General features: G+C 57.4%; 17 protein-coding genes. 10 read left to right on the forward strand and 7 right to left on the reverse strand.

Annotated features, from left to right (window positions below; genetic code table 11):
- Nucleotides 1–76 precede the first annotated feature (76 nt).
- The 4 genes from JM93_RS07095 to JM93_RS07110 form a co-directional block, all read right to left on the reverse strand.
- Complete coding sequence (locus JM93_RS07095; protein WP_145341903.1) at nucleotides 77–1,687, reverse strand: APC family permease; 1,611 nt, start codon at nucleotides 1,685–1,687, stop codon at nucleotides 77–79.
- Between the two features lie 104 nt (nucleotides 1,688–1,791).
- On the reverse strand, nucleotides 1,792–2,457 hold the full coding sequence (gene rpe / locus JM93_RS07100; protein WP_145341681.1) for a ribulose-phosphate 3-epimerase: 666 nt from the start codon (nucleotides 2,455–2,457) through the stop codon (nucleotides 1,792–1,794).
- A gap of 103 nt (nucleotides 2,458–2,560) precedes the next feature.
- Nucleotides 2,561–3,307 (reverse strand): DUF2259 domain-containing protein, encoded by a 747-nt coding sequence (locus JM93_RS07105; RefSeq protein WP_145341683.1) that lies wholly within the window; start codon nucleotides 3,305–3,307, stop codon nucleotides 2,561–2,563.
- Nucleotides 3,308–3,371: 64 nt separating this feature from the next.
- Nucleotides 3,372–4,337 (reverse strand): sodium:proton symporter, encoded by a 966-nt coding sequence (locus JM93_RS07110; RefSeq protein ID WP_145341685.1) that lies wholly within the window; start codon nucleotides 4,335–4,337, stop codon nucleotides 3,372–3,374.
- 119 nt (nucleotides 4,338–4,456) lie between these two features.
- Between JM93_RS07110 and JM93_RS07115 the strand changes: the two genes are divergently transcribed.
- The 4 genes from JM93_RS07115 (at nucleotide 4,457) to JM93_RS07130 (ending at nucleotide 8,444) form a co-directional block, all read left to right on the forward strand.
- Nucleotides 4,457–5,701 (forward strand): NAD(P)/FAD-dependent oxidoreductase, encoded by a 1,245-nt coding sequence (locus JM93_RS07115; protein ID WP_145341687.1) that lies wholly within the window; start codon nucleotides 4,457–4,459, stop codon nucleotides 5,699–5,701.
- A complete protein-coding gene (locus tag JM93_RS07120; RefSeq protein WP_145341689.1) occupies nucleotides 5,701–6,633 on the forward strand; it encodes an AEC family transporter in 933 nt (310 codons plus the stop codon). The genes JM93_RS07115 and JM93_RS07120 overlap by 1 nt, the downstream gene beginning before the upstream one ends.
- Nucleotides 6,634–6,825: 192 nt before the next feature.
- Entirely contained in the window at nucleotides 6,826–7,719 is an 894-nt protein-coding gene (locus JM93_RS07125) for a hypothetical protein (RefSeq protein ID WP_145341691.1), read from the forward strand.
- A 449-nt stretch (nucleotides 7,720–8,168) separates the two neighbouring features.
- The gene (locus JM93_RS07130; RefSeq protein WP_145341693.1) at nucleotides 8,169–8,444 is read left to right on the forward strand and encodes a PepSY domain-containing protein; all 276 of its coding nucleotides are present in this window, start codon (nucleotides 8,169–8,171) and stop codon (nucleotides 8,442–8,444) included.
- A 265-nt stretch (nucleotides 8,445–8,709) separates the two neighbouring features.
- On the opposite strand, the gene JM93_RS07135 is transcribed toward JM93_RS07130, so the two are convergent.
- Nucleotides 8,710–9,189 carry an Lrp/AsnC family transcriptional regulator gene (locus JM93_RS07135; protein ID WP_145341695.1) on the reverse strand — a complete coding sequence of 160 codons (480 nt, stop codon included), beginning with the start codon at nucleotides 9,187–9,189 and terminating at the stop codon, nucleotides 8,710–8,712.
- 151 nt (nucleotides 9,190–9,340) lie between these two features.
- Between JM93_RS07135 and JM93_RS07140 the strand changes: the two genes are divergently transcribed.
- Entirely contained in the window at nucleotides 9,341–12,850 is a 3,510-nt protein-coding gene (locus JM93_RS07140; protein ID WP_145341697.1) for an indolepyruvate ferredoxin oxidoreductase family protein, read from the forward strand.
- Nucleotides 12,851–12,859: 9 nt separating this feature from the next.
- Here the strand turns inward: JM93_RS07140 and JM93_RS07145 are convergent, their stop codons facing one another.
- Both JM93_RS07145 and JM93_RS07150 read right to left on the reverse strand, forming a co-directional pair.
- Nucleotides 12,860–13,861 (reverse strand): P1 family peptidase, encoded by a 1,002-nt coding sequence (locus JM93_RS07145; RefSeq protein ID WP_145341699.1) that lies wholly within the window; start codon nucleotides 13,859–13,861, stop codon nucleotides 12,860–12,862.
- Nucleotides 13,862–13,931: 70 nt separating this feature from the next.
- Nucleotides 13,932–14,456, reverse strand: a complete 525-nt coding sequence (locus JM93_RS07150; protein ID WP_208994983.1) for a flavin reductase family protein — start codon at nucleotides 14,454–14,456, stop codon at nucleotides 13,932–13,934.
- A 387-nt stretch (nucleotides 14,457–14,843) separates the two neighbouring features.
- Between JM93_RS07150 and JM93_RS07155 the strand changes: the two genes are divergently transcribed.
- The 5 genes from JM93_RS07155 to JM93_RS07175 are packed head-to-tail and all read left to right on the forward strand — an operon-like array spanning nucleotide 14,844 to nucleotide 19,066.
- Nucleotides 14,844–15,779, forward strand: a complete 936-nt coding sequence (locus tag JM93_RS07155; protein WP_145341701.1) for an ABC transporter permease subunit — start codon at nucleotides 14,844–14,846, stop codon at nucleotides 15,777–15,779.
- A gap of 3 nt (nucleotides 15,780–15,782) precedes the next feature.
- Entirely contained in the window at nucleotides 15,783–17,117 is a 1,335-nt protein-coding gene (gene livM, locus JM93_RS07160; protein WP_145341703.1) for a high-affinity branched-chain amino acid ABC transporter permease LivM, read from the forward strand.
- Nucleotides 17,114–17,959: an ABC transporter ATP-binding protein gene (locus tag JM93_RS07165; RefSeq protein ID WP_145341705.1), complete on the forward strand. Its 846-nt coding sequence runs from the start codon at nucleotides 17,114–17,116 to the stop codon at nucleotides 17,957–17,959. The genes livM and JM93_RS07165 overlap by 4 nt, the downstream gene beginning before the upstream one ends.
- Nucleotides 17,956–18,687 (forward strand): ABC transporter ATP-binding protein, encoded by a 732-nt coding sequence (locus JM93_RS07170; RefSeq protein ID WP_145341707.1) that lies wholly within the window; start codon nucleotides 17,956–17,958, stop codon nucleotides 18,685–18,687. The genes JM93_RS07165 and JM93_RS07170 overlap by 4 nt, the downstream gene beginning before the upstream one ends.
- Before the next feature lie 10 nt (nucleotides 18,688–18,697).
- Nucleotides 18,698–19,066 carry a DUF6867 family protein gene (locus JM93_RS07175; protein WP_145341709.1) on the forward strand — a complete coding sequence of 123 codons (369 nt, stop codon included), beginning with the start codon at nucleotides 18,698–18,700 and terminating at the stop codon, nucleotides 19,064–19,066.
- The last annotated feature ends 151 nt before the right edge of the window (nucleotides 19,067–19,217 follow it).

Raw genomic sequence — 19,217 nt, forward strand, 5'->3', positions numbered from 1 at the left:
GTTTAAGGAGATGTTGGCGCGGATGTATCAGAAGGGCGGGTTTATCTCAATGCATCGGCCGCCGAACCCTGTGCGCCTACCGTTGAACGCCTGTGGTTTCGATTGGACCGCCGCCATCCGCTCCGTATTCGTCGATCTCGTCCGCTTTTTCTTCGGCCATGTAGTGGTCGAACTTTTCCTGGGACAGACTGGATCTGACCGCCAGCACAAAAATGGCGGTTGCAAATGCCGCGATGACCAGCATATCCGGGCCGACCGGCATCATGCCGCTTCCCCCGCCGAAGGAGCCTGCATATGACAGGCCAACAATCCCGGCCAGATAAGGAACAAGCCAAGCCGCTTCCCGCCAGTCGAGCTCTTCGAGTTTGCCTCGCAGTTTCCTGTACATCAACAAGAGCAGACCAACCGCAATGCAGATGCTCAAATGAAGCATGGTATGCCAGCCGCTCCAGTAGATGATCAGTGTTGCCACAATGAATGCCGCGCATGCTGTCACATGCACATAAGGCAGCTTGAATGCACGTTTTGTGTCCGAGAGCAGACTGCGGAAGGCGACGACCGCGATTGGCCCTACAATGAAGGACAACACGATCGAAACGGTGTTGAGCGCTATCACTTCTCGAAAGGGCAGGGCAAAGAAAAACGCGGCGGACGCGAGGAAGTTGATGAACAGCGCGAACATCGGAACACCACGGTCTGACAAATGCTGCATGAATTTCGGGAACAGGCCGTTTTGCGCCATGGCCATACCAAGCCGGGCGTTCGATCCGACCGAGACAAGTGCGGACGCAAAGCTGGAAATGCGCGCGCTGATGTTCAAGATGCTGACAAGCCATAGCGCGCCGACCGCAGTGGTGATCGCGGCCATTGGTCCAAGCTCACTTGAAAAATGCAGTCCTGCCCAGCCATCGGCCAGCTCTTTTTCACTCAAGGCGCCGACAAACGCGATTTGCAGTCCGGCGTAGATTGCCACGCAAACAACCAGGCTTAGAACCAGCGCGAGCGGTACATTGACCTGTGGGTTGCGCGCTTCGCCGGCCATATCGATGATGTGGCGGAAGCCGATCAGCGCAAAGATGACCCCGCCGCTGGAAACCGCGGCCAGAATGCCCTTCAGCCCTTCCGGAGCGAAGCCGCCATAGGCGCTGAAATTCGCATAGCGGAATTCGGCGGATAAAATCACCAGCGCAAGCAGTGCCGGCACAATGATCTTTATCCAGGTAAGGCCGGTATTCAAACGGGCAAACAGGCGCACGCCAAACGCATTGAGAACGACAAAAAACAGCAGCAGAAGGCACGCGGTGACCCGCCCCCAAACGGTCAGATCGTGCCCATCGGCGTAGAGCCATGGGGCAAGTCCGGCTGAATACCGCAGAATGGCCTCGACCTCGATGGTTGCAGTCGTACTGTACCCGACCCAGGCCGTCCAGCCCATGGCCATCGAGACGACCGAGCCATGTGAAAACATCGGTACACGGCCGATCCCTCCCGCGACCGGCAGTATCGAGGCGATTTCCGCAAATGTGGCCGCCAGCAAAAGCATGGCAAAACCGCCTATGATCCAGGCGATGAGGGCAGATGGACCTGCTGCCTTTGCGGCAAGAAGCGGTGCGAACAGCCATCCGGAACCCAAAATGCCGCTAATGGCAATAAAGGTCAGGCTTAACAGACCGATGCTACGCTGCATATGGGCCAAGAAGCGGCTCCCGGAGTTGTCCAGTGGCGACGAGAGGCCACCCGGATTCCCGCATCAAACAGCGATCTGCCGAATTTTGGAAGCGTGAAAAACTGTTACGCCACAGAAGACCGGATCGCATTTATGTTGGCGCGGTAGCTTTCGACAGTTCCGCCTTTGAAAACCGCGGAACCGGCCACAAGAACATTGGCGCCTGCCTTGGTAACAAGCGGAGCGGTTTCGGGTGTTACGCCGCCATCGATCTCGATGTCGATCGGCCGGTCACCAATCATGTCCCTGACACGGGCGACCTTGTCGACAACGGCTTCAATGAATTTTTGACCGCCAAAACCCGGGTTGACCGTCATGAGAAGGATCAAATCGAGACGATCCAGAACGTATTCCAAAACGCTTTCCGGCGTGGACGGGTTCAAAGAGACGCCGGCTTTCTTGCCCAGATTGCGGATTGCCTGAAGCGAGCGGTCGAGATGCGGCCCGGCTTCTGCATGTATGGTGATGATATCCGAGCCTGCTTTTGCGAAGGCTTCCAAATACGGGTCGCACGGAGCGATCATCAAATGGGTGTCGAATATCTTGTCCGTGTGCCGTCGCAGCTTGGCAATGACATCCGGGCCGAAGGTGATGTTGGGAACGAAATGGCCGTCCATGACGTCAAGATGGATCCAGTCGGCGCCGGCCTCGACCACGTCGCGAACTTCCTGGCCCAGTTTGGAAAAGTCAGAGGCAAGAATGGACGGGGCAATCAAGAGGTCTTTGGTCATTGAGGCAGGGCTCCAAAAGCGTGCGAAGGCTATTTGTCAGCGCGCTATCACGCTGCCGCGTGAAGGACAAGATGCGGCTGCGGCTCCAAATCGGTTTAGCGGTCTATAACCGCCCCGTTATGGCAAGAAATCGCCCATCCGGCCCTTCAAATCCATGCTTTGCAATATGAACGATGATCGCAATCACCGGTGGCTTGCCATCCGGGAAAAAAGACACCGCACGTTCGATCCGGTATCCGGTTGCGCAGCCCCGGCTTTTTGGAAGCGACTTGTCGAAGTGGCGCACCCGGGCCTCTCCGCCATAGACGGTGTTGAGCTGGAACCCCTTGGTTTGAACGCCATAACTTGCACATGTCGCATCGGGCAGTTCGAATTCGGCGAGCTCAATTTCCATGGGACCGTCAATTGGCGGAACAACTGGCCTGATATTGACTGTCATGTTGAAAGGATCGGCCGACAGCTCGGTCACGGGGTTGCTGCCAACCGTCGCGCCAAACCCCGCGATTGCCGTGCTTGCCAAAAGCGATTGCGCTGCAAGCCGGTTTTCACCGCGGGTCTTGTTCAACAACGCGACCGGGTCATAGCCTTGGCTGTCGTCGATCTTGTCCCTTTGCCGGAACGGCGAGGGACTGACCCAACTATCGGCGTGGACATCGATCACGTAAATTTCCGAATATGGAAAGCCAGAACCGTCCTGAATGCCGTGCTGTTCGAAGGCGAAATACCGGCCGTCTTGCGAAAACCCGAGCACCTCGAGTGTTGCCTGATCGCCTGCGGCCGCGGGCATGGCTGAAAGCAGGCATGCGGCGCCAAGACCGAATACTCTGCGGAACAGGGTTTTGATGAGCATCTTCCACCTCCCAAATCCGGTGACGTGGCAGTCTAGCCCGGTTCGGCCGGGCTGTCAGGCGGGCTTAGAGCGTCGGCGCGGGCGCGGGTGAAAAATACCGCCGCGCGACCGGCTTCAGGATCATGGGCAGCATATAGATCGGAAGCTGGCCGAGGGCGAACCAGAGCCAAGCAAATTCAGGCAGGGTTCCGCCAAGGGCTGCCACCATCAGTCCCATGTTCCTGGCGCCGGCCGAATGGGCGATGACAAAGGCGTCCGCCCGGGCCGCCGGGTAAAAAACCGCCAGGGTGAGGCCGATCTGAACAAGAGCAACGGCAAAGGTAAGCGCTGCAAGGCCGGCCGAGAATAACGGCCGCGATGCGAAATTGGCAGCCACACTGTCCATCGCGGCAATTGCAAAGAACAAGAGCACAAGAACGTTGAGGCCATCAATTTGGTGGGTGTAGGCGACGATGCGCTGCGGACCGGATATTTTGCGGATGAGCGCCGCAACGACATAGGCGCCGCCCAAAAGCAAAGCGAGTTGCAAGGCCAGTTTGGGCCCGTTGATGGGCAGGGCCGCCCCAAGCATTAACTCGCCGAGGATAGGTGCGGTCAGGGGCGTTGCAACGACCGATGCGATCAGAATGGTCAGGCTGAGCGCACCGTCCAGGCCCATCAGGTAGATGAAGGCTGGCGCCGACATGACCGATGGCGCGGCGGTGGCAATAAACACCGCCAGCATGATGTCGGGCCCGAGTTCGGTCAGGCCAACCACGTGGGCACCGAGCACGGAGAAGGCCGGAAGCCCGATCATCATCCAGGCCGAGGCGGCGGCCAGCAGCATCGGCTTGCGCAGCCTGGCGGCAACCGCCACCGGATCAACCCGCAAAAACGCGAGCACCAGAAGAACAAAAACCGCCTCGGTCAGATAAGGGCGGGCCAGCGCTGAAAAAGACGGCAAGGTCATGCCGATCAGAACGCTGGCTGCAACAGCCGCAGTTCCACGGCGGCCGATCCAGCCAAGCAGATGCAAAGGGGCGTAAATCATGAGCTCCGGAGCCTGGAGATCTCTTTTTCTGCGGTGTTCTGTTGATGACGCAGCGAAAGATTGTTGTTTTAAGGGCGTTTAGGTTAAGAGCGAATACTGGTCTTTTCCAAGAGGGCAACGTGCAGAAATTCGACGCCATCGTTCTCGGCGCTGGAATAGTCGGCGTCTCAACGGCCGTTCACCTGCAAAAACGCGGTGTTCGCACTGCACTTGTCGACCGTACACATCCCGGTGAAGAGACATCTTACGGAAACGCCGGTATCATCGAACGCAACGGGTTTGTGCCGCATGGGTTTCCCAGATCGCCAAGTGTTTTGGCGGCAATTATTTTTAAGCAATCAATTGCAGCCAACTACGATTTGGGCACGGTCTTCAAGCGCGCACCATGGCTTTGGCAGCTCTACAAGCAGGGCGGCAAGGAGCAAGTGCAGGCTTATGCGCATGCGGCAGGTGCTTTGCGCAAGGTCGCATTGGATGAGCATCGCGCGCTTGCCCGTCCGTCCAATGCGGACCGGTTCTACCGCAGCACCGGCTGGCTCAGCCTTTACCGCTCGCTGCGAAGCTTCAACGCCGATGAGGCTGAGCGGCACTACGCCAGGATTTTTGGCGTCGAGTATCAGGAGCTTTCGGCCGGCGAGATCAATTCCGTCGAGCCGGGCATCCGGGCAGGCAAAATGCTCGGTGTTCATTGGCCCGAGACGGAATCGGTGTCCAACCCCGGCGCCGTAACAAACGCCTTTTGGCGGTATTTTATACAGATCGGCGGCCAGTTTTTCTATGGCGATGGTGAGAGGCTGGAGGCCAAGCGAAGTCATTGGCGGCTGACGGCAACACGGGACGTGATCGATGCCAAGGAACTTGTGGTGGCGCTCGGACCCTGGTCTGGAACCTGGCTCGCGCAGATGGATGAGCACTATCCGATGGCGGTCAAGCGCGGGTATCACCAGCATTTCCGGCCGGTCTCTGGTGGTTCGCTATCCCGGCCGGTGGTCGATATGGACAACGGATATGCCCTTACGCCGATGGACCAGGGAATCCGGCTGACCACCGGTGTGGAATTTGCGCAGCGTGATGCGCCGCCGACACCGGTGCAGCTGATACAGGCGAAGCGCGCAGCCAGTTCGTTTCTCACACTTGGCCGTGCACTCGACGAAGATCCGTGGATGGGCTGCCGTCCTTGCATGCCGGATGGCCTGCCGGTCATCGGCCTGTCACCGCGTACGGAGGGCCTGTGGTTTAATTTCGGCCATGGCCACGCGGGATTCACGCTCGGGCCGGCCACCGGCCGCTTGCTTGCAGAGCTCATGACCGGTCAGCCATGTTGCGTTGATCCGGTGCCTTATTCCCCTTTGAGATTTATTTGATGACATCTGTTCTGGACGCGCTGCAAACGGCAATTTTGCCGGTTTTTGCCGCCTTGCTGCTCGGGTACGTGCTCGGGTGGCGGAAGATTCTGGCTCCGCGGGACGCGGCATCGATCAATCAGTTTGTGATCCTTGCCGCGCTGCCGGCGCTGTTGTTCGGGCTCGTAGCGAGGGCGCCGCTGAATGATTTCGATATGCGGGTCATGATGCTTTATCTGGCCAGCGAGGTTTTTGTCTACGCGCTGGGCTTTTGTCTTGCCCGCTATTTGTTCAAGCGTCCGGCGACCGAAGCACTCCTTCTCGGGATGGCAGGCTGTTTCGCCAACCATGTGTTTTTCGTGTTCCCGATTGCCGTGAAGGTAATCGGCCCGGAAGCGGCCCTCCCGGTTGCGGCCATCATGGCGATGGACGCGGTCGTGCTGTATGGCGCGACGATATTGTTGCTGGATGTCGTGACCGCAGGCTCCGGGTCGCTTGTCAAAATCGGTAGGCAGATCGGCAGCAATCCATTGATCCTGTCGCTCGCCGCGGGGGCGGCCGTCAATCTTCTCGCGCTGCCGTTGCCAGAAGGGTTGGCGCGCTACGTCGATTTTGTTGGAGGCGCAACGGCACCCGCTGCTTTGTTTGGTCTGGGCATCATGTTGTCCGCGGTCCGCATCCGCGAGATAGACGGGGCCAGCCTGTGGCCGGTCGTGCTCAAGCTGTTTCTGCATCCCGTCCTGTTCGCAGCCGCGCTGGCGGCGTTTTTGCCTGAGGCTGTACGTCTGTCCGGAGAGGTATGGGATCACGCGGTCTTACTGGTGGCAGCAGGCCCATGCGGCGCCATGCCCTTTGTGCTCGCGTTGCGGTACAAAATCGATGCCACGCGTTTGATGCGCGCGATTTTGATCTCAACGACACTCTCGGTCGTGACACTGGCGGTTTTGGCGTAGCTTTAGTCCGTCAAGTGCCCGGATAATGCAATGCCCGCCATCTGGTCAATGGCGCAGCAGAACAACCTCAACGCTCCGATGAGTGCGCCGGTGCGCCCACACGACGTATCAAGCAATAAAGAAATCTGATTTCAATGAATAGAAGACTTTGATTTATACCCCATCCGAGTTTCAATGATGGGAAATTTAAAAATGGCAAGTCTTAAGGGTGTTAATCCCAACGGGATGCAGTATAGCTCAAATAAAAATTCAGATTCAGCGCCGGAATCTTCTGCTTTTTCGCCGAATGAAAACAAGCCGCAAAAAGGCAAGCTCGGTGCGCAGTCAAAACTCTTCGCATTTAAAAAAGATGCGGAGACCTACGGCAAACTGATCGGAACTGATCCAGACAAGACGCTGCCGAATGATGTTCAGAGCAAGTCAGCATCGTATTTAAATATGAAAGATACGATAAGTCTGAGTCAGACCTCGAAACAGGGGTACAATATTACAAGTAACCAGTATGTAAAATTTGGCTCTGTCGAACCAAATGAGGCTGCGAAGATTTTTGCATCTGACAAATATTCTAGCCTTGACCAAGGCCTGCAGAAAAATGTTGTTGATCAGGCGGCGAAGCATAAGACTGATGGCAGCGGCCTGTTCAGAAGCATTCTCAAGAGCCCGCATTGCGACACGAAAACACTCGAAAATCTTGCGAACAATAGCAGTGTTCCCGATGAGGTGAAACGTGAACTCACGTTCCACAAGAATGCGACACCCGATACTGTTCGGAATGTGATGAACTCGCCCGGGCTGACCGAAACCTTCGGCGGCGCATTTGAAGATGATGATGGAACCATTGTCCTGGGTGGCGGTTTTACGAATTCGTTCGGCCTGGACAGCGTCCAGATTCCATCTTCGTCAGTGAAGGACTTTATAGCCCGCGATCCAAGTGTGCCTGAGGAGGCGAAAGCGGCTTTCGCCCAGAACCCGCATATTGAGGCGAAACACCTCTACACGCTTTTTGAGGATGTGGTCGACAATGACGATCTGGGCTACATCGCCGAAATTGCGATGGAAAACCTGCAAAACCGCGGGCTTGACTGAGGCCGGGTGGGTCTCATCTTCGAGACTCCAGCAGGGCAGCAATATGCCGCCCTGCCTTGCTGCGTTTTGGAATGACGCGCTTTCGACAAAACGATCTGTGTCAGTGTGCGGTTGCCTTCTCGCTTGAACAGCGCTTGAAAGTAAAAGCGCCCGGATTTGCCGGAAATCCATCAACCCGCGGTTCTAAACCTTGCTGGAAGGAGAGGTTTAAGGCCTTCGGTCATTGGCGCAGCGGTCGAGGCCGCCTCCCTGTCGGGTTGGCCAGCACGAAGGGCAGCCGTTCTGCTCTACGTGGGCAGACGCATACCTAACAGGACAGGCCATCATGCTGCCAAGCGGTCATCTGTCTACATTACCGAAACTTAAGGGAGTTTTGCTTCTTTATGCCACAATCTCCCGGTCAAATCCCTTGGTGAAGGGCTTGAACTAAACCCGTGTGGAGAAACACTATGAAACTACTTGCCAGGATCCGCTCAAGCGCCGCTGCGGGCGTTGGATTGACCGTGGTGATGGCCAGCGGTCCCGCATTGGCTTTTGGAGTTGGTGATGCCGTCGGCACGACTGTCTCGGAGATTGCAGAAGCCTTTGAGGACAAGGGCTACGAGATCCGCGAAATTGATGTGTCAAGCAATGTTGTGGAAGTCGAAGCGTCTCTGGAAGGCAAACGCTTGGAATTCGATATCGACCGGAACACGGGATCTGTCGTGAAGGTTGACACGGACTGACCGCCCGAACCTCTGCGGTGGCGGCGCAGCGTCGGTGCCGCCGGGCATGATTCAATCCCGCCGTTTTCGAGAGCCTTGCCGCCTATAACGAATGGCGCGACAGAGATGAGTTTTCCGCACATGTCGACGTGATCAGGCCGTATGTCGAAAAGTCTGCGCCAGGAATTTACGAACCTATTTACAGTGCGGGGCAGTTCCCTGAATTGCGCGAAGGTCTGCTTGGGCGGCGCTGTTGCGCCGTCTATAGCCTTCGGGCGCTCCATCCTTAATTTTCCCGCAACGGCAGGGCAACCGTGTCTTTGACCGTGTTGACCACGATGCGTGACTGCACATCGGACACCAGCGTATTGTCCAGCAGCTTCAGCCGGAGAAAATTGTCGTAGGTCTTGATGTCGTCCGTCACCACCTTGATCAGGTAGTCGACTGCACCCGTGATGCGCTCGCATGTCACGACCTCCGGCCAACGATGCACCAGCTTGTCAAAGGTTTCCATGTTTTCGCGGCTGGGCACGGCAAGTTTGACGAACGAATAAGCGACAAAACCCAAGCCGACGGTTTCACGGTCTATCACGGCCGTGATTTGCTTGATGACGCCTTGTTCCTTAAGCTTCTTTATGCGCCGCCAGCACGGGGTCTGGCTCATCCCCGCTTCCTTTGCGATTTCGGCAATTGAAAGAGAGGCGTCGCGTTGGAGAACGCGCAACACGCGGATGTCTGAAGGGTCGAGAAGATATTTTTCGGTCATAGCTCTGGAAGGAAATAATTCTGCGTTGTTTATCCTGTTTGGGAGGACGATAGCACAGAATTTGCCGCCAGGAAGGATGATATTAGTCTTATATTAAGCGGTCTGGAACGTGGCCGCATGCCATCATGTTTTCGGTGAGGAGGGAAAACGGATGAATGTACATGTGCCGACAGTGACGCTCGACGACAAGTATGTCGCGACCAGCGGGCAAGTTTACCTGACCGGCATCCAGGCACTTGTTCGCCTGACATTCGATCGTGCCCGCCTTGATCGGCTGAAATCTCTGAAAACCGGAGGTTTTATATCGGGCTATCGCGGATCGCCGCTGGGTGGATATGACACCGAACTGATGCGCTCTAAGCGCCATCTCGCGAACTGGAATATTGTTTTTAAGCCCGGTGTCAACGAAGAGCTGGGCGCAACCGCGGTTATGGGTAGCCAGAAATTGGCCGTCAACAAGACGTTCGATGGCTATGACGGCGTGTTTGGCATTTGGTATGGCAAGGCGCCGGGGGTAGACCGGGCCGGCGACGTTCTCAAACAGGCAAACGCTTCCGGAACGGACCGCAACGGCGGTGTATTGGCGCTTGCTGGCGATGATCACCTCGCAAAGTCATCGATTTTGCCGGCCCAGAGCGACTTCTTTTTCCAGCATGCGGAAATGCCGATTCTGAATCCGAGCGACATCCAGGATGTCCTGGACTACGGCCTGCACGGTTTGGAAATGTCCCGGTTCGCTAGCTTGTGGACGGGCTTTATTTGTGTTGCCGACACAATGGACGCCTCGGCGACGATCAACGTTTCCGATGACAGACTGAGCTTCATCCGCCCGAACGAATTTGATCCGCGGCTTGATTATCGCCAAAACCGCGACCTCCTGCTGGGCAACCGGCTGGAAACTGAGCGGCTCGTCCGCGAGCTTCGGCTGCCGGCGGCCCAGGCCTATGTGCGCGCCAACAAGTTGGACCATGTGACCTTCGGGTCTGAAAAACGCGTCAAGCTGGGCCTCGTTGCGACTGGCAAGGCCTATCGGGACTTGCGCCAGGCCCTGGATCTGATGGGGCTGAGCGAAAAGCGTGCCCGCGAGCTGGGTCTTGCGGTCTACAAGGTCGCGATGCCCTGGCCGCTGGAGCCAGAGCGGCTGTCCGCATTCGCCCGCGGTGCGCAGCGCCTGATGATTGTTGAGCACAAGCGCGCCTTCCTCGAGCCGCAGATCAAGGACATTTCCTATCACTGGCCGGAGGGCAGCCGACCGGAAATCTGGGGCAAAAGGCGCCCGAACGGCGCGCCGTTCCTGTCGGATGTTCTGGAACTCTCTGTTGCTGAAATCATCCAGGGGCTGTTGAACTGGCTGCCGGAAGAATCGGTCACCTCTGATATGCGCGCTGTCGCAGATCGCATGACCAAACAGGTGATGTGGGCACAAGGACACGCCGAGCGGGCCGCCCGCGCGCCCTATTTTTGCTCGGGATGCCCGCATTCCACTTCAACTGTTGTTCCGGAAGGCTCACGGGCCATGCCGGGGATTGGTTGCCATGCCATGGCCGAATTGGCAGGACGCGTCAGCGATGGACAGATCGCCATGGGCAGCGAAGGCGTTCTTTGGGTCGGCCAAAGCGAATTTTCCAAGGACAAGCATGTCTTCGCCAATGTGGGCGATGGCACCTATTTCCACTCGGGCATTCTTGCGATCCGCCAGGCTTTGGCGTCGAAAGTGCCGATCACCTACAAGATCCTCTATAATGATGCTGTTGCGATGACCGGCGGTCAGGATGTGGACGGGACTTTGACAGTGCCGCAGATCACCCGCCAGCTTGAGGCCGAAGGTGTCGAGCAGATCGCGATTGTCAGCGAAAACCCAGAAGTTTATGGCGGCTGGAGCAATCTGGCGCCGGGTGTCAAAGTCCGCCACCGCGATCATCTGATGGATGTTCAGGAGGACTTCCAGAAGTTCCCGGGCGTGTCTGTGATCGTCTACGATCAAACATGCGCTGCTGAAAAACGGCGCCGCCGCAAGCGCGGACAGTTTCCGGACCCTGACAAGCGTCTGTTCATCAATGACCGGGTGTGTGAAGGCTGCGGCGATTGTTCGGTTCAGTCCAACTGTCTTTCCGTCGAGCCGCTGGCCACTCCGTTCGGCGAAAAACGGCAGATCAACCAGTCGAGCTGCAACAAGGACTATTCCTGCGTAAAGGGATTTTGTCCCTCGTTTGTTGAAATCGAAGGTGCGGCCCTGCGTAAGGCCGAAAAGGCATCGGTTGACATCGATGCCTTGGCCGCGGCGCTCAGCGAACCCAGGCTGGCACCGCTTGACCGCACGCAAAACCTGCTTGTTGCCGGTATTGGCGGTATGGGGGTGACAACCATCAGTGCCGTTATCGCGATGGCAGCGCATCTCGATGGAAAGCAGGCCTCGACACTGGATATGACCGGTCTTGCGCAAAAGGGCGGTCCGGTAACATCCCATGTGCGTTTTGCCGCCAGCGACAAGAGCATCGAAGGGCCACGGGTTCCTACGGCAAGTCTGGATGTGCTGATCGCCAGTGACATGGTCGTTGCGACCAATGCCGAACAGCTTGCTCTTGCAAACCGCAAGGCGACGAAAACCTTCGCCAACACGCGCGTTGCGCCGACGGCTGAGTTCGTCCTGAAACAGACGCTGTCTTTCGATGAAATCCGCATGAACACATCGTTGAACGAGGCGTCCGCTCATTACCTTGCGATGGATGCGGCCGGGATTGCCGAAAAACTTCTGGGGGATGCGATCTATGCCAACATGCTGTTGATCGGCATGGCTTATCAGTCGGGTGCCTTGCCGATTTCAGCCGATGCGATTGAGGGCGCACTGACGCTGAATGGCGCAGCGGTCAAAAACAATATACAGGCCTTCCGTGCAGGCCGCGTGCTGGCCGCGGATGCTGACAAGATCCTGCAGGCTCTGCCGAGCGAGCAAAAACCGGTAGAGCGGACGCTGGACGAAAAAATCGCGTTCTATGCAGATGAACTGACCGCTTACCAGGATGCTGCCTACGCAGCTAGATACACAGGGCTGGTCAAACGTATCCAAGAGGCCGACAAGCAACAAGGGGCCGGCACGATGCGGTTGAGCGAGACCGTGGCCGACATGCTCTATAAGGTGATGGCCTACAAGGACGAATTCGAAGTCGCACGGCTTTATTCGGAGCCAGCCTTCCGGGAGAAAATTGCAGCCCGTTTCGCCGACCCGAAGAAACTGAAAGTGCATCTGGCCCCGCCGCTCATCGCCCGGCAGATCGACCCGAAAACCGGGCGCCCGATGAAAATCGCCTTCGGTCCTTGGATCTTCAAGGCGTTCGGCCTGATGTCAAAGTTCAAGTGGGCCCGCGGCAAGTGGTTTGACCCATTCTCGAAAACCGCAGAACGGCGTGCCGAACGGGAACTCATTACCCGGTATCAGGAGGATTTGCACCGGATATTGAGCCGCATGGGCAGTGCCAATTACGGTTTGCTCGTCGAACTGGCACGGATCCCGGATCTGATCCGCGGGTTCGGTCCGGTCAAGGAAGCCAACATGGAAAAAGCCGCTCAAAAGCGCGAAGCGTTGCTGAATCAGCTGTCATCGTCCGGTGGTGATTCAAACGGCAAGAGTGAGGGCGGCGACTTCCTTGAAGCCGCAGAGTAGGCCTGCCGCCTATCCGAACCGGCCCCGCCAGGTTGGGACCGGGTCGCCTTCGGCAGCCGTTGCATGGTAGATCCCGCGTGCGACGGCCCTTGCCAGGCAAGAGGCTGCGGCCGCGCCGATTTGGACCATGTCTTCCAAGGCGCGATCCAGTTTCTTTTGACCGGTGGAGAGCGCAAATACCAGGTCGCCATCCAAAGGGGTGTGAGCCGGCCAGAGCGCCCGCGCCAGCCCGTCATGCGCCATCACGGCCAGGCGCTTGGCTTCCGCCTTGGTGAGAACAGCATCGGTGGCAACGGCCGCGATCGTTGTGTTTGCGCCCGCCTTCAACGCGTCAAGCTTCGTGCGCACATGGGTGGCATCGAGCGGTAGCGGCGAGGGCAGGCCATAACCTCCGAATTCGTTGGACTGTTCAAAAGGAGCAGCCCAAAAATGACGCGTGTCGCCGACCGTCCCCCTGCCAAGGGCGTTGACCGCGACGAGCGCGCCAACCGTGACGCCATTCTCCAGAACGATGGAGGCCGACCCCAATCCGCCCTTGAGGTTTGCTGTTGTTGCCCCTGCGCCGGCGCCCACTGATCCAAGGGCAAAGTCTTCACTGACCGCGTCCAGCGCGGCGCGCCCGAGATCCCGATAGGGCGCCGCTTCGCCCCAGCTCTTGTCACCGCCATTGATAAGATCGAATAGGATTGCTGTGGGCACAATAGGGACCCGCACGGGGCCAACCGCAAAACCGTAACCCAGTTCGGCAAGCCGCCCCTGAACGCCTGCACCCGCATCAAGGCCGAATGACGACCCTCCCGCCAGCACGACCGCATCGACTTTGTCGACGGTTTGCTCGGGTTCCAGCAAGGCGATTTCCCGTGTGCCCGGTGCACCGCCATGGATCGCGACGGATGCGACAGCCGGATCGTCTGGCAAGAGGACGGTCGCACCGGATTTCAGCGCATGGTCGGAGGCGTTGCCAACTTTAAGGCCGGGGACGTCCGTGATGAGGTTTCTGGGGCCAGGCAAGATCTGCTACCCTTTATGGAAGCAATGACGTCGCAGAGTGTAAACCCAACTTGGCCAAAAGGTCGAAGAGTTATTTCTCGACCTTCTCATAACCGCGCCGGATGTAAATCAGCGACTTGCCAGGCTCGCGCATGCGCAGGTCCACAACACTGCCGATGATGACCGAATGCGTACCGACCTCTGTCACGCTGAAAACTTCGCAATCGACCGAGAGGCGGGCGTTGTCCAGACCCGGGCAGCCAGTTGCCAGTTTTGTCCAATTTCCGCGTGCAAACCGCTCGTGCATCTCCAGTTTCCCGCGTCCGGCGAAAGCATCAGAAATTGTCTCGTGACCAGCATCTAAGGTGTTCACGCAAAATGCCTTATTCGCAATGATGGCATCATGGGCCCGGCTGCTCCGGTTCACGCAGACAAGAACGCTTGCAGGCTCGTCGGTGACCGAGGCGAAAGCCGATATGGTGGCTCCGAAGCAGCCGCCCGTGCCATCTGTCGTCACAACGTGAACAGCCGTCGCGATCCTGCTCATGGCTTCGCGAAAGGTTTCGGTTTCGAGCGGCAGGCTGTCGGCTGGGGTTCGGGCGGAGTTTGGTGCCAATATGCTGGTTCCTGGGTTCTGGTTTTGCACCGGCCGTGCCGGTAAATGCCTGTGGCTCAGGTTATGCCCGCGCTGCAGCGGAGGTTTAAACCGGTCGGCCGCCTCGTTTATAGGCTTGCAGGGCGGGGCTGCAACCGGGATCCCGACTCTGTTCTTCGTCAAGACGGCACTCAGAGACGAAATCTCCTCATTTCTGAGGATCAAAGATTTCGCAATCGAAAATATAATTTCTCATATGTGTTCAAATTTGAAATCTTCTGTTTTTCTGACCCATGAAATGCGAGATGAATTGTCTCAATTCATTCAGCTTGGTAAGGATTTTGTAATGAAGGCGGAAAGCCTCGTTGTACGAAGTGGCATGAGCCTCCGGGGGTAATAACAAAAACCATGGAATACTTTTTTCAACAGCTGATCAATGGTGTCACGCTGGGGTCGATCTACGGCCTCATCGCCATCGGCTACACGATGGTCTACGGCATCATCGGAATGATCAACTTTGCGCACGGCGACATCTTTATGGTCGGCGCATTCATCGCTCTTATCTTTATCGTTGCATTCAGCATTACGGCCGCGATGCCGATTGCATTGCTGGTGCTTGCGCTGATCGGCGTACTGATCGTGTCGATGGCGCTGACGGCCGCCTGGGGGTGGACGGTCGAACGGATTGCCTATCGCCCGTTGCGGGGCTCATTCCGGTTGGCGCCGCTGATCACGGCAATCGGGGCGTCTATCGCTCTACAGAACTTTGTTCAGATTTCTCAAGGGGCGCGCAACAAGCCGCTTCAACCTCTGATTCCGGGTGGTTTTAGCCTCAGCGACGGCGGTGCGGACGGGTCCGGCTTTGCCGTGCAGCTGTCCTACTCTCAGATCCTGATCATTGTCGTGACACTTGCCCTGATGATCGGATTTACGCTGCTGATCAACAAAACCTCGCTCGGCCGGGCGCAGCGTGCCTGCGAGCAGGACCGTAAGATGGCGTCGCTTCTCGGCATCAATGTCGACCGGACGATTTCGCTCACCTTCGTGATGGGGGCGGCGCTTGCCTCGGTCGCGGGCCTGATGTTCCTGCTCTATTACGGTGTCATCGATTTTTACATCGGCTTTCTGGCCGGTGTGAAGGCGTTTACCGCAGCGGTTCTGGGCGGCATCGGGTCTCTGCCTGGTGCCATGCTCGGCGGTCTGCTGATCGGACTGATCGAGACTTTCTGGTCAGGATACTTCTCTGTTGAATACAAGGACGTGGCGGCCTTCTCGATCTTGGCGATCGTGTTGATCTTCATGCCCGAGGGTTTGCTCGGCAAACCGGAAGTGGAGAAGGTTTGATCCATGTCTTCGAAATCGGAAAACTTCTTCACTGACTGCGTGAAGGACGCTGCAATGGGCGGGCTCATTGCCCTGGCCTTGTTCAGCGTGCTGATCGGGATGAAAGCGGAGGTCGCAAGCGGCCTCGGCGGCGGGCTTGGGATCGAGTACCGCTGGGCTGCCGTTGCAATCGCCGTGGCGGTCGTGTTCGGCGGACGGCTGCTTTTGAATCTTTTCGTATGGAAAACAAAGACGCCGGTCACCGAAAAGGCCGGGAGTCTCATGCCGAGCATGAGCTCGCTTGCGCCGCTCGGAAAATATGCCATGCCGGTCTTTTTGGTTCTGGCGGTTTTGCTCCCGTTCCTGTTGATGTCGGCTTATGGCGCGCGCGGATCGCGCCAATATCTCGATCTGGCGATCCTGGTGACCACCTATGTCATGCTCGGATGGGGCTTGAACATCGTGGTCGGGCTCGCAGGTCTTCTTGATCTGGGCTATGTCGCGTTTTACGCGGTCGGCGCGTATTCCTATGCGCTGCTTGCCCAGTATTTCGGCTTTTCCTTCTGGATCTGCCTACCGCTGGCCGGCATTCTTGCCGCTTTCTGGGGCATCATCCTCGGCTTCCCGGTGCTGCGATTGCGGGGTGACTATCTTGCCATCGTGACGTTGGCATTCGGTGAGATCATCCGTGTTGTTCTGCTCAACTGGTACGAGTTTACTGGCGGCCCCGACGGTATTTCCGGCATTCCGCGCCCGAGCTTTTTTGGAATCGAATTCACACGCGGCGAGGGGGGCTTTGCCGATGTGTTCGGGCTTGATTACAGCTCGATCCACCGGATCATCTTCTTGTACTACCTGATCCTGATCATGGCCTTGATCACGAATTTCGTGACCATGCGGCTGCGCAAACTTCCCGTTGGACGCGCTTGGGAAGCTTTGCGCGAGGATGAGATCGCCTGTCGGTCGCTGGGTATCAACACGACGAATACGAAACTGACCGCGTTTGCGCTTGGGGCGATGTTCGGCGGGTTCGCCGGTTCGTTCTTTGCAACGCGCCAGGGCTTCATTTCGCCGGAAAGCTTCACGTTCATTGAATCAGCCGTGATTCTTGCGATCGTTGTGCTCGGCGGTCTTGGCAGCCAGATCGGCGTCGTTATCGCTGCGATCGTGATGATTGGCGGGTTCGAGTTTTTCCGCGGCCTTGAGGAATACCGCATGCTGGTCTTTGGCCTGCTGATGGTCATCATCATGGTATGGAAACCCCGCGGTCTGATCTCAACACGTGCGCCGTCGATCACGCTCAGTGGCAAGAAGGGCAAGGGCATCAGCGCAGATCTCGTGCAGGAGGGCCACGGATGAGTTCCTGGGACATAAATCCTGTCTTGACGATCGAGCACCTGACCATGCGCTTTGGTGGCCTGGTTGCGGTTGATGATCTGTCTTTCAATGTCGGCCGCGGCGATATCACCGCTTTGATCGGCCCGAACGGTGCCGGCAAGACAACGGTCTTCAACTGCCTGACCGGGTTCTACAAACCCACCGAAGGCCGGATCGTGATGAACCGGCTGAACGGCGAGCACTTCTTGCTTGAGCGCATGCCGGATTTCCAGATTTCGGCCCATGCCAAAGTCGCCCGGACATTCCAGAATATCCGGTTGTTCGGCGGTATGACCTTGCTGGAAAACCTGATGGTTGCCCAGCACAATCCGCTGATGGTGGCCTCCGGCTACACGATCGGGGGCATCTTTGGGCTTACGTCTTTCCGCAAGGCGGAGCGTGAAGCGGTCGAACGCGCTTGCTACTGGCTGGAAAAGACCGGGCTCGTTGACCGGGCCGATGCTCCCGCCGCAGATCTGCCTTACGGCGACCAGCGCCGTTTGGAAATCGCCCGGGCGATGTGTTCGGGGCCCGAACTGCTATGTCTCGATGAGCCTGCGGCGGGTCTGAATCCCAAGGAAAGCGCAGAGCTCAATGCCCTTTTGCAGTACATCCGGAAGGAACATCAAACCTCGATCCTTCTGATTGAACACGACATGAGCGTTGTGATGGAAATATCGGACCACGTTGTGGTGCTGGACTATGGTGAAAAGATCTCCGACGGAACCGCGGCGGCAGTCAAGGACGATCCAAAGGTGATCGCCGCCTATCTGGGAGTGCCGGACGAAGAGGTGGACGCCGTTGAAGAGGAGGTTGGCATATGACCTCTGCAAACCACCTCCTGGAAGTGAAAAACGTTGAAACGCACTATGGCAAGATCATTGCCTTGCGCGGGGTCGACATGACGGTCGACCGGGGCGAAATCGTCACGCTTATCGGTGCGAACGGTGCCGGGAAGTCGACCTTGATGATGACGATTTGCGGCACACCGCGCGCCAGTTCGGGTCAGATCCTTTATGACGGCGAGGACATAACGGGCATGCCGACCCATGAGATCATGCGCAAGTCGATTGCGCAGTCTCCCGAGGGACGGCGGATCTTCCCACGCATGAGTGTGATGGAAAATCTCATCATGGGCGCGGAGACTGCGGGCAATGACGATGTCGATGGCAGTCTCGACAAGGCCTTCGACCTGTTCCCCCGTTTGAAGGAACGGCGTAACCAGCGCGGCGGCACCTTGTCCGGCGGCGAGCAGCAAATGCTCGCGATTGCACGTGCGCTGATGTCCAAGCCGCGTCTCCTGCTTCTGGATGAGCCGTCGCTCGGCTTGGCGCCCTTGATTGTCAAACAGATTTTTGACGCTATCCGGGACCTCAACAAGACTGACGGCCTGACCGTTTTTCTGGTTGAGCAAAACGCCTATCATGCGCTGAAGCTCGCGCACCGGGGATATGTCATGGTGAATGGCAAGATCACCATGTCAGGCACCGGCAAAGAATTGCTGGCAAGAGAGGACGTTCAGGCGGCCTATCTTGAAGGCGGACGGCACTAAGGGGAGCGGCATGGGTATTCTTTACGAAACATACTTCGGCGTTTTTCTGATCCTGCTGTGCGCGCTGGGCGGAGGCGCCGCCTGGATGACGGGCCGGGCTTGCGCCAACACATGGCGCCCGCTTTGGGTGCTGTGCTGGTTCTTGTTCCTTTTGACGTTGGCGATCCGTTTTTTGACCTTCGCGCTGTTTGAAGGAACACTGTTGTCGGTTCAGTTCCTGGTGGTTGATTATCTGGTGTTGCTCGGCTTCGGCCTTGCCGGATGGCGGTTCACCCGGACAAAGCAGATGACCACGCAATATGTGTGGCTTTACGAAAAGACCGGGCCCTTCACTTGGCGGTTGCGCGAAGGCCAGACTGACCGCTACGCTGAAGGCTGATCGAATTCCAGGGGCGCCTGTAACAGCGCGCCCATGGGGAACCGGCAGGCCATTGTGCGAACAAAAACACAATGCGTACAAGGGTCTGCCAAAACCGGAAGCACGTACCAAGACGATTGGCGCCGGGCTTCTTGTCCAAAGTGGTCCAGAC

It is taken from the genome of Roseibium hamelinense, from assembly GCF_007830545.1.
Taxonomy (GTDB): domain Bacteria; phylum Pseudomonadota; class Alphaproteobacteria; order Rhizobiales; family Stappiaceae; genus Roseibium; species Roseibium hamelinense.